Annotated in this window: 12 protein-coding genes; 9 read left to right on the top strand and 3 right to left on the bottom strand. The window is 66.0% G+C overall.

The features are described 5' to 3' along the window. The 6 genes from VJ673_RS00460 to VJ673_RS00435 all read left to right on the top strand — a co-directional run. A partial coding sequence (locus VJ673_RS00460; protein ID WP_324124037.1) for a thiamine pyrophosphate-dependent enzyme occupies positions 1–579 on the top strand: 579 nt, incomplete at its 5' end. Beyond that, positions 569–1,912, top strand: a complete 1,344-nt coding sequence (paaK, locus tag VJ673_RS00455; protein ID WP_324124036.1) for a phenylacetate--CoA ligase PaaK — start codon at positions 569–571, stop codon at positions 1,910–1,912. The genes VJ673_RS00460 and paaK, both read left to right, overlap by 11 nt. An 85-nt stretch (positions 1,913–1,997) precedes the next feature. Beyond that, positions 1,998–4,082, top strand: a complete 2,085-nt coding sequence (locus VJ673_RS00450; RefSeq protein WP_324124035.1) for a CoA-binding protein — start codon at positions 1,998–2,000, stop codon at positions 4,080–4,082. Between the two features lie 55 nt (positions 4,083–4,137). Further along, positions 4,138–4,545, top strand: coding sequence for a thioesterase family protein (locus tag VJ673_RS00445; protein ID WP_324124034.1), 408 nt, complete (start codon positions 4,138–4,140; stop codon positions 4,543–4,545). 66 nt (positions 4,546–4,611) lie between these two features. Then, positions 4,612–5,076, top strand: coding sequence for a tRNA adenosine(34) deaminase TadA (gene tadA, locus VJ673_RS00440; protein WP_324124033.1), 465 nt, complete (start codon positions 4,612–4,614; stop codon positions 5,074–5,076). Next, on the top strand, positions 5,073–6,032 hold the full coding sequence (locus tag VJ673_RS00435; protein ID WP_324124032.1) for a GNAT family N-acetyltransferase: 960 nt from the start codon (positions 5,073–5,075) through the stop codon (positions 6,030–6,032). The genes tadA and VJ673_RS00435 overlap by 4 nt, the downstream gene beginning before the upstream one ends. Here VJ673_RS00435 and VJ673_RS00430 read toward each other — a convergent pair. The 3 genes from VJ673_RS00430 to ygfZ are packed head-to-tail and all read right to left on the bottom strand — an operon-like array spanning position 6,007 to position 8,101. Next, on the bottom strand, positions 6,007–6,768 hold the full coding sequence (locus tag VJ673_RS00430; RefSeq protein ID WP_324124031.1) for an NRDE family protein: 762 nt from the start codon (positions 6,766–6,768) through the stop codon (positions 6,007–6,009). The genes VJ673_RS00435 and VJ673_RS00430 overlap by 26 nt on opposite strands. Next, positions 6,759–7,067, bottom strand: coding sequence for a DUF4936 family protein (locus VJ673_RS00425; RefSeq protein WP_324124030.1), 309 nt, complete (start codon positions 7,065–7,067; stop codon positions 6,759–6,761). The genes VJ673_RS00430 and VJ673_RS00425 overlap by 10 nt, the downstream gene beginning before the upstream one ends. Further along, a complete protein-coding gene (gene ygfZ, locus VJ673_RS00420) occupies positions 7,064–8,101 on the bottom strand; it encodes a CAF17-like 4Fe-4S cluster assembly/insertion protein YgfZ (RefSeq protein WP_324124029.1) in 1,038 nt (345 codons plus the stop codon). Before ygfZ ends, VJ673_RS00425 begins: the two co-directional genes overlap by 4 nt. Positions 8,102–8,211: 110 nt before the next feature. Here ygfZ and mltG point away from each other — a divergent pair, with 110 nt between their 5' ends. From mltG to holB, 3 genes are all read left to right on the top strand, one after another. Next, the gene (gene mltG, locus VJ673_RS00415; RefSeq protein ID WP_324124038.1) at positions 8,212–9,228 is read left to right on the top strand and encodes an endolytic transglycosylase MltG; all 1,017 of its coding nucleotides are present in this window, start codon (positions 8,212–8,214) and stop codon (positions 9,226–9,228) included. Next, positions 9,225–9,851 carry a dTMP kinase gene (gene tmk / locus VJ673_RS00410; protein ID WP_324124028.1) on the top strand — a complete coding sequence of 209 codons (627 nt, stop codon included), beginning with the start codon at positions 9,225–9,227 and terminating at the stop codon, positions 9,849–9,851. Before mltG ends, tmk begins: the two co-directional genes overlap by 4 nt. Beyond that, a partial coding sequence (gene holB / locus VJ673_RS00405) for a DNA polymerase III subunit delta' (RefSeq protein ID WP_324124027.1) occupies positions 9,848–10,817 on the top strand: 970 nt, incomplete at its 3' end. The genes tmk and holB, both read left to right, overlap by 4 nt.

The following is a 10,817-nucleotide window of genomic DNA, read 5'->3' as shown; positions in this document are numbered from 1 at the left end:
TCCGGCGCGGCCGAGCGCGGCGAGCAGATGCTCTTCATGGTCGTCGACAACGAGGGATACATGAACACCGGCATGCAGCGTTCGAGCTGCACGCCCTACGGCGCATGGACTTCGACGACGCCGGTGGGCGAGACCTCGCGCGGCAAGACGCAGGACGCGAAGAACCTGCCGCTGATCATGATGAACCACCGCTGCGCCTACGTCGCGACGGCGTCCACCGCCTACATGGAGGACCTCTACGAGAAGCTCGACCGCGCGCTCGAAGCCTCCAAGACCGGCTTCGCCTATCTGCACGTCTACTCCCCCTGCACGACCGGGTGGCGCTTCCCCTCGCACCAGAACATGGAAGTCGCGAGGAAGGCCGTCGAGACCAATTTCGTGATGCTGTGGGAGTACACGCCGAAGACCGGCCTGCACTTCACGAAGCCGGTCGACGATCCACTGCCAGTGACGGAGTACCTCAAGGTGATGGGCCGTTTCCGCCACCTGTCGCCCGAGCAGATCGAGCACATTCAGAACAAGGTTGTAGAAAACCGAAAATTTGTGGAACGTATGGCGGAGACCGAACATGTCGGCTAGGGACAGCTTTGCAGCATCGAAAGGCGCAGCACCGGAAACGCTCGATCCGATCGAGAAGGCAAGCCGCGATGAACTCGCCGCGCTGCAGCTCGAACGCCTCAAATGGAGCCTGCAGCACGCGTACGACAACGTGCCGCACTATCGCGCCGCCTTCGACGCGGCGGGCGTGCATCCCTCGGACCTGAAGCAGCTCTCCGACCTCTCGCGCTTCCCCTTCACGAGCAAGAAGGAGCTGCGCGACAACTACCCCTACGGGATGTTTGCGGTGCCGATGCGCGACATCGTGCGCGTGCATGCGTCCTCCGGCACGACCGGCCTGCCGACGGTCGTCGGCTACACGAAGAACGACATCGCGATGTGGGCCTCGGTAATGGCGCGCTCGCTGCGCGCAGCCGGCGGCACCGCCGACGACATCATTCTCAATTCCTACGGCTACGGCCTCTTCACCGGGGGGCTGGGCGCGCACTACGGCGGCGAGGCGCTCGGCGCGGCGGTGGTCCCGATGGGCGGCGGCAACACCGAGAAGCAGGTGCAGCTCATCCGCGAATTCAAGCCCACGATGATCATGGCGACGCCGTCCTACATGCTGACGATCGCCGACGAGCTGCAGACGCAAGGGATCGATCCGGCCTCGACCAGCCTGCGCATCGGCGTCTTCGGCGCCGAGCCCTGGACCAACGAGATGCGGCGCGAGGTCGAGACGCGTCTCGGCATCGACGCGATCGATATCTACGGCCTGTCCGAAGTGATCGGCCCGGGGGTTGCCTGCGAGTGCATCGAGACCAAGGACGGTCCGCACATCTGGGAAGACCACTTCTACCCCGAGATCATCGACCCGGCCACCGGCGAAGTCGTGCCTGACGGTACGCCCGGCGAACTCGTCTTCACCTCGCTGACGAAGGAAGCGCTGCCCATCGTCCGCTACCGCACGCGCGACCTCACGGTGCTGCTGCCGGGCACCGCGCGCACGATGCGGCGCATCGGCAAGATCACCGGCCGCAGCGACGACATGCTGATCATCCGCGGTGTGAACGTCTTCCCGACGCAGATCGAGGAAATCATCCTCCGCCACGAAAGCCTGTGTGGCCACTACCAGCTGCAGATCAGCCGCCCGCATCACATGGATGAACTGACCGTGCTCGCCGAAGTGCGCTCCGACCTCTCGGATGTGCTCAACGAGAGCCAGCGCGCGGCGATCGCGACCAACCTTCGCCACGAGATCAAGAGCGGCGTCGGGGTCAGCGCGGATGTGTACGTCGTCGAAACCGGCCGCATCGAACGCACCCAGGTCGGCAAGGCCAAGCGTGTGATCGACAAGCGGCCGAAGGCGTAGGGCAGGCAAGAACGCTTGGGTCGAAGGGTGAACAAAGCCGCCGGCCGCTAGGGTCGAGACGGCAGACAATAATGGAGACAGGGCAGTGAACGATCGAGTGACCATCAGTCCGGGCGAGGCCGTGATCGCCAAGACCGGCGAGCTGTTCAAGCAGGCTGCAGCGGAGGGCCGCAGCGCGCTCGACGCGGCCGAGTGCGAAAGCTTCGTCGCGAGCTTCGGTGCGGCGCTCGCGGAGGGCGTGCCGGGCGGCGTCGACCTGCGCATCACGCTGGAGAATACGCGCGAGTTCGGCATGGTGCTCAGCGCGGGATCCGGCGGGCTCGATGCGGCACTGGACCGCGCGAACTTCCGCAAGGATCGCGCAGCCGTCTCCGCCTCCGTCGAACTGACCGACGCCGCCGACTTCCTGCGCCTCTTCCGCCGCACCCTCGCGTACCAGAAGATCGCCGTCGCCGCAGAGCGCGCCGGCCGCCGGCCGCCGGACCCGGTGCTCGAATTCTGCTTCGGCCTGATGCTCGGTCTCGGCCACGACTATTCGGTGCAGAACGCCCAAACGGAGTTCGTGATCCAGCATCTCGAACTCGACGCCGTGCAGTTCGCGAAGAAGCCCACGGTCGGCGCCGCTCGCGTCGAGTTCGGGCGTCCCATCGCCGGCCGTCTTCCGCGCCCCGTGCACAAGATCGACAAGCTGATCCATCCGCAGTCGATCGGCATCATCGGCGTCTCCGCGAGCGGTATGAACTTCGGCCGCATCATCCTCAAGAACCTGATGGGCAGCGGTTACCCGAAGGACAAGCTCACCATCATCCGGCCCGGCGAGACCGAGATCGACGGCGTGCGCTGCGTTGAGAGCCTGCGCGCGCTGCCGGCGAAGCTCGACCTCCTGATCGTCGCGGTGCCCTCCGACGCGGTGTATGAACTCGTCGACGAGATCATCGCGAGCGATGCCGTCGAATCCGTGATGCTGATCCCCGGCGGCCTCGGCGAAACGGCCAAGAGCCGCGAACCCGCCGCCGCGCTCGCCGCGAAGATCAACGCCGCGCACGGCAACCCCGGCGGCGGGCCCATCTTCCTCGGCGCGAATTGCCTCGGTGTCGTGTCGCACCCCGGCGGCTACGACTCCTGGTTCATCCCGCTCGAACGCCTGCCGAAGCCGCAGAAGAAGGCGGAGCGCAACTCAGTCATGCTGAGCCAGTCCGGCGCCTTCATGATCACGCGTATCTCGCAGAACCCCTGGCTCGACCCGCGCTACATGCTCGCGCTCGGTAACCAGACCGACCTCACGCACGGCGACATGCTCGATTTCTTCGCCGAACGCCCGGAGATCGAGACAATCGGCGTCTATATCGAAGGCTTCAAGGACGGTGACGGCCTCGACTTCGCGCAGGCGGTGCGCAAGGCAGTGCTGAATGGCAAGCAGGTCGTCGTCTACAAATCGGGCCGCACCGAAGCCGGGGCAGGGGGCGTCATGGGCCACACGGCCTCCGTCGCCGGTGACCCCATCCTCTTCGAGGCCGTGCTACGTCAGGCCGGTGCGATCGTCGCCGAAGACTTCAACATCTTCGACGACCTCTTCTACATCGCCGGCGCCTTGCATCACAAGAAAGTCGGCAAGCGCCTCGGCGCGATCAGCGGCGCGGGCTTCGAGGCGGTCGGCATGGCGGACTCGATCGCGACCGAAACCTTCTCGCTGGAGACGGGGCAACTCGACGCGGCGACCGTGAAGCGCGTGCAGGAAATCCTCGCCGCGAAGCGTCTGGACGCGCTGGTCGAGGTCCGCAACCCCATCGACATCAACCCGGGTGCCGACGACGACACCCACCTGAAGATCACGGAAGCCTTCCTCGACGACCCGAACATCGACGCCGTCGTCGTCGGCCTCGACCCGACGGCGCCGTCGATCCGCGGCCTGGAGACCAGCAAGCTGCGTCCCGGCTACGACCTGTCCGACCCGCAAGGCACCGTGCACATCTACCCGCCGCTCGCTGCAAAGAGCGATAAACCGGTCATCGGCATCGTCGACGGCGGTTCGCTCTACGACGCGATGGCAGCCCGCCTGATGGACCAGGGCGTCTGCGTCTTCCGCAACTGCGGCCGCGGCACGAAGGCGCTCGCCCGCTACGTCGAAGCGCGCCTCGAAGCGGACGCAATCCGTGCAGGCGCGAAGTGATCGAAACGAAACCGGCGCCGGCATCGACCGGCGTCCACCACAAGGAGACTGAAAGATGAGCGAACTGAAAGCTGGCCTGACCTCGACCAAGCGCTACGACATCGACAAGGGCCGCACGATCGGCTTCATGGGCGATGACTGCCGTGTCTATTCGACGCCGTCGCTGCTCTACGACATCGAAGTCGTCTGCCGCGACCTGCTGCTCGAACATATCGAAGCCGGCAAGGACTCGGTCGGGACCCGCGTCGAACTCGACCATGTCGGCGCGACGCTGCTGGGCATGTGGATCGAGATCAGCGTCAAGGTGACCGAAGTCAACGGCCCCGCCGTGACCTTCGAATTCACTGCCCGCGACGCGCTCGAAGAAGTCGCACGCGGCAAGCACAGCCGCTTCGTCGTCGGCGCGGAGAAGACCGCCCAGCGCCTGAAGGCCAAGCTCGAGAAAGCGCTGGCTGCTGCCTGAGCACTGCCTCGGCCGAGCGCATCGGCTTGCTCTCCAGTAAACTTGAGCGTCAAGGAGAGCAAGTCGATGACTGACGAAGATTTCATGCGCGCTGCGCTGGAGCAGGCGCGAATGGCGGGAAGCTGCGACGAAGTGCCCGTCGGAGCCGTAGTGGTGCTCGACGGCGAGATCGTCGGACGCGGCTTCAACCAGCCGATCGGCCGGCACGACCCGACCGCGCACGCCGAGGTGATGGCCTTGCGCGACGCCGCGGCGCGCCTCGGCAACTACCGCCTGCCGGGCTGCGAACTCTATGTCACGCTCGAACCGTGCGCGATGTGCAGCGGCGCGATCATGCACGCGCGCATCGCCCGTGTCGTGTTCGGCGCCCGTGACCCGAAAACCGGCGTTGCCGGCAGCGTCATCGACCTCTTCGCCGAACCGCGGCTCAATCACCACGCAGACATCGCCGGCGGCGTTCTCGGCGACGAGTGCGGCCAGCTCCTGTCGAGCTTCTTCGCCGCGCGGCGCAGCCGAACGCTGATCGCATGACCGCCATGCGCATCCATGTCAGCATCGAAGAACAGGCGCTGCGGCTGATCGCGGCCGACGGCGCGTGCATCCGACGCTACACCGTGTCGACGGCCCTCAACGGCCCCGGCGAGATCCAGGACAGCGGCTGCACCCCGCGCGGCCGTCATCGCATCCGGGCGAAGATCGGCGATGCTGCACCTCTGGGCGCCGTCTTTCGCGGCCGCCGTCCGACCGGTGAGATCTGGTCGACAGACCTTGCCGCCCAGTTCCCGGGCCGCGACTGGATCCTCACGCGCATCCTCTGGCTGAGCGGTTGCGAGCTGGGCCGCAATCGCCTCGGCAAGTTCGACTCGATGCGCCGCTACATCTATATCCACGGCACGGGCGACGATCAGCCGATGGGCGTGCCCCTGTCGCACGGCTGCATCCGCATGCGCAACCACGACGTGCTCGAGCTTTTTGACCTCGTCCCGGCCGGGACACAGGTCGACATCGAAGAAGGCCGCTACGCGGGGCAGGTGCCGACGATCCGCATCCTCGATTGGACGGAAGCCGGCGCGCTCGTCATGCCGCTACGGGAAGAAGTCTTCGTCGGCGAACAGGGCGTGCCTGCGGAGCTCGAGCGCGATCCGAACGACCCGAAGTATCGCCACGCCGTTGCGAGAGACCCGGCCGGCCGCGTGATCGGCACGGGACGCCTGCTGCCCGACGGCCATATCGGCCGCATGGCCGTCGCCGCCGACTGGCGAAGCCAGGGCATCGGCGGGCGAATCCTCGAAGCCCTGGTCGCCGAGGCTCAGCGCCAGGGACGTTCCGATGTCGTCCTGAATGCGCAGATTTCGGCGGTCGACTTTTACCTTCGCCACGGCTTCGCGCCCGAAGGTGAAATCTTCGTCGAAGCCGGCATCCAGCATCAGACGATGCGCCGAAAGCTTGCCCCGGCTGCGATCAGCGTGTGTGGAAGCGGTGCGTGACCTCGCTGGCGAGTTCGCCCTGGTCGGACCACGTCCATTCGCGCATCCGCACGCTGCCGTCGCGATGCATCGCAATCAGCGTCGAACACCGTGTTCCGTAGCCCGGCGCGCGGATGAAGGCGGGCGAAAGCCAGCGCTCCCATTCCCGGCTGACGCCGGTTTCCGGAAGGTGATGGTCCTCGGCCGGCGAGTCGTCACGCAGCAGCGCCAGGAAAGCCGCTTCGTCGGGTAGCTGCGCGAGGGCGGCGCCGAAGCATTCGCGGGCGAGGCGGACTTTAGGCCAGGGCGTGTCCAGCAGGTGGTTCGACAGGCCGTAGATGCCCGGCTCCAGGAGCCGCACGGCGCCGCTCATGCTCTCGTGGATGCCGAGCGCCTTGCCGTCGCTGACGAGCAGGTTGAAGCCCGCGTATTGCGAACTGATTTCAGCAACCGCTTGCAGGGATGCCGCGGTCTCCGCCGAGGACGCGAGACAGTCCCTGACGAGATTGCCGCGCGACGGAGCGCCCGGCCGGCGTTGCGACGGATCGCGGTAATTCGTCAGCGCAGCGAATCGGCCCTCCCGCGTCAGCCCCATCCAGGTACCGCCCGCTTCGAGATCGCGCCCGGCCAGAAGATCCGGCGCATCGGTCCACCAGTGCGCCGGCACAGCCGGACGTGCGAGGTATTCGTCGCGATTCGCCGCGACCACCAACGGATAGTCCGGATGGGCATGCCATCCGACGACGATCAGGCACATTCGGTGAAGCGTTCGATGTGCCGCGCGGAGCCCGGCTCGATCAGCGCTTCGAGGTCCTTGATGGCCGTTTCCTCTCGCAGCGCAATCTCGAACGCGACGGTATCGCGCACGTTCTCGTAGATCTCCATCCACGTCACGTCTTCGCCACAACGCTCGAGCAGGCGCCCCTGGACCCCCGTGCGCTGCGCCAGCGCCGTCTGCATCGCGCGCACCGTCGCGTGGGCGTCCTCACGCTCGGCGGTCGCGCGAACGCGATAGTAGATGTAGTAGCTGACCGGAACGGACGGTTCGGTACTCATTGCTCAGGCAGGGCGTAAGGGAGGTCGAGGAAAGTCACGCGCGGCCCGGTGGGCGTGTCGAGATGCGCTTCGCCTGCCGCGGCGCTGCTCGATTGCAGCACCGCCAGTGCCTCATACCCGCCATCGGCTGCCGGCACGACATTCACCAGTTTCCCGGCGGACTGATCGCCGAAATCGGGCGCGAAGAGGTCAGTCCCCGGCTGCGGCGCCGTGTCGGTCGCGACATGCACACGGTACATGCGCTTCTTCAGCTTCCCGAGGTATTGCATGCGAGCGACGATTTCCTGGCCCGGATAGCATCCCTTGTTGAAACTGACGCCGCCGATGAGATCGAAGTTCAGCATCTGCGCGACGAATTCTTCCTGCACCGAGGCCGTGATCATCGGGATGCCGGCACGAACCATCGCCGCCTGCCAGGCCGCCGTACCCGCCTTGCGCGCGCCGCCGGCGGTGAGCTTGCCGAAGACTTCGGACGCTGCAGCCGCGGGCACTGCGAGGATCAGGCTGTTTTCATTCAGCCGGATGCAGCGTGCGTCGCCGGAAGCGCTCTGCTTCATCGGCGCAAGCGGCACCGCGTAACCGGCTCCAGTGGCAATCGAAGCCGCTTCCGGACCACTCAGCCCCAGGAGCACCGTGTCCACCCCCGCATCGCTCAGCTTCGCCTTGCTGCGCAGCACGTACATCGACAGCTTCTTCAGCAGCATCGGCTGAATGTCGGCCGAGGTCGCGATCATATGTCCATCCGTGTCCTTCCACAGCAGCAGGCTCGCGATCATCCGGCCTTTCGGCGAATTGAAGCTCGACCACTGGGCGTCTTCGGTCCCGAGCTTCTTCACGTCGTTCGACAGCAGGTTATGCAGCAGCGTCACCGAATCCTCGCCGGTGGCGCGGATCAGGCCCAAATGCACGAGGGGGACCACCACGGTGCCGTCGGTCGCGGCGCGGACTTCTGCTTCGGGAGCCTCGAAGCGGACGCCCGTTTCGACGGAGGTCGCGCCTTGTTGCGCGAGGAAGTCGTTCCAGGGAGTGTTCATGTCTCTTTGTCGGGAGGGTGGAAGGGATGGAGGAAAGGGGATGAAGTATTATAGGGCCCCCCGGACGTCCGAACATTCCTCCGGCGCGTATTGGCGCGCCTTTGCACCTGATTTTCACTTTGCTGACCCGATCCCTGATTCTCCGTTTGGCGCTCGCCGTCGCGCTGGCGTTGGCTGCAGTCACCGCGATTGCATGGTGGTATGCCCAGCGCCCGCTCAAGCTGGCCCAGCCCGTCATCGATTTCACCGTCCAGCGCGGCTTCACGATGCGCCAGGCCGCCACAAGCATTGCCGCGGCCGGCATCGATGTCAGTCCCCGCATGCTTTATTGGCTCGCGCGCACCACCGGCAAGGGCGACAAGATTCTCGCCGGCAGCTACGAAGTGCACCAGGGCGTCACCCCGTGGCTGTTGATCCTCAAGATGTCCAGCGGCGATGTGTCGCAAGGCGAAGCGCGCTTGCAGGAAGGCTGGACCTTCCGCCAGGTGCGGGTGGCGCTCGAATCGAACCCGGATCTGCTGCACGACACCGTCGGATTGTCGGAAACCGACCTCCTGCAGGCCATCGGTGCCAGCGAACTGCATCTCGAGGGCCTGTTCTTCCCCGATACTTACCTTTTCGACAAGCAATCGAGCACGATCGCCGTCCTCAAGCGCGCCTACGTGCGCATGCAACGCCAACTCGCCGAGGCCTGGGAGTCGCGCGAAGCCCAACTGCCCCTCACATCGCCGTACGAAGCGCTGATCCTTGCGTCGATCATCGAAAAGGAAACCGGCCGGCCGGAGGACCGCGGTCTCGTCGCGTCGGTCTTCATCAATCGCCTGCGTGCCGGCATGAAGCTGCAGACCGATCCGACCGTCGCCTACGGTTATGGCGAAACGCTGGAAGGGCGCCTGCGCAAGTGGCACCTCGAAACCGATCACCCCTACAACACCTACACCCGGACCGGCCTTCCGCCGACGCCGATTGCGATGCCGGGGCGCGAGGCCCTCAACGCGGCGGTGCGTCCGACCCAGACCGATTTCCTGTACTTCGTCTCGCGCGGCGACGGCAGCAGCGAGTTCTCCAGGAACCTCGACGAACACAACAAGGCCGTCAGCCGATATCAGCGAGGGCCGGGAAGTTGAGCCAGAAACGCGGACGATTCATCACCTTCGAAGGTATCGACGGGGCGGGCAAGAGCAGTCAGATCGCCGCCGTCGTTGCGCTTGTCGAAGCGCAAGGCCTGAAAGTCATGCAGACGCGCGAGCCCGGAGGAACACCGCTCGGCGAGCGCTTGCGCGAGCTGCTGCTGCACGAGCCGATGAACCTCGAAACCGAAGCGCTGCTGATGTTCGCCGCGCGCCGCGAGCATCTCGCCGCCCGAATCGAGCCTGCGCTGGCGGCCGGCGAATGGGTCGTGTCCGATCGCTTCAGCGACGCAACCTACGCTTACCAAGTCGGCGGCCGTGGGCTCGATCCGGCAAAGTTTTCGGCGCTGGAAAAGTGGGTCCACCCTGACCTCCAGCCCGACCTGACCCTGATCTTCGATCTGACCCCGGCAATCGCGGCGGGCCGCGTTGCCGGCACCGGTGTCGACCCCGACCGCTTCGAGCGCGAACAGTGCGACTTCTTCGAACGCGTGCGCGCCGCCTACCTCGAACGCGCGCGCCAAGCCCCCGAGCGCATCGTCGTCGTCGCAGCCGATCGCGCACCCGACGAAATCCGCGCCGAAGTCTGTCGCATCGTCACCGAGCGCTGGTTCCGATGATGCTCCCTTGGCTCGCCGAAAGCTGGTCGCGCCTGGTCGGCCTCGGCGATCGGCTGCCGCATGCGCTCCTCTTCGTCGGTCCCCCGGGGCTCGGCAAGCGCGCGCTTGCCGACGCGCTCGCCGCCCGACTGCTGTGCGCGTCGCCCGGTGCCGATGGCCACGCCTGCGGACACTGTCCGCAGTGCCAGTTGCGCCTTTCGGGCAACCACCCGGACCTGCTGCCGATCGTTCCCGAGGCCGATGCAGCTGGCGCCGAAGGCGAGAGCGGGGAGGGGAGTGAGAGCGCGGGCAGCGCCAGCGAAAAGAAGAAGTCCACGCAGATCGTCATCGAGCAGATCCGCGACCTGCAAGAGACCCTCTCCGTCACGGGGCACCAGAGCAATCGCCGCGTCATCGTCGTCGATCCCGCCGAGGCGATGAATGCCTATACCGCGAACGCGCTGCTGAAGCTGCTCGAGGAACCGCCCGTCGGCTGTATCTTCCTGCTCGTTTCGTCAGCGCCCCGTCGCCTGCTGCCGACGATTCGCAGCCGTTGCCAGCAATGGAGCTTTTCGCGGCCCACCGAGCACGAACTGAAAGAATGGCTGGCCAAACAGGAGGCCATCGACAATGATCTGCTGGCGCTGGTCGGCGGCATGCCGCTCGCGGCCCAGCGTCTGGTGCAGAACGGCGGGGGCGCGATGCACCGGCGCTTCGTCAAGGAAATCGCGCAGATCCCCGCGATCGATCCGCTCAAGCTGGCTGGTCAGTGGGAAAGCTGGCTGAAATCGAAGGAAGCGCTGGCCGCCGGATTCGGCATGGTGCAACTCGTGGAGTGGTTTCAACGCTGGGTGACCGATCTGGCAGCCCTGCGGCTCGGCGGCCGGGTGCGCTACTTCCCCGGCGAGGAAGGGACGCTCGCCGCGCTCGCCGAGCGCACCAGCATCGCCGCTGCGACGAACTGTTACAATGAAGTGTCCCGGATTC

Origin of the sequence: Aromatoleum sp., assembly GCF_035254505.1 — a bacterium.
In the GTDB taxonomy this organism is placed as follows: Bacteria; Pseudomonadota; Gammaproteobacteria; order Burkholderiales; family Rhodocyclaceae; genus Aromatoleum.
The sequence above is the reverse complement of the archived record's forward strand: the minus strand, read 5'-3'. Positions and strand labels throughout refer to the sequence as shown.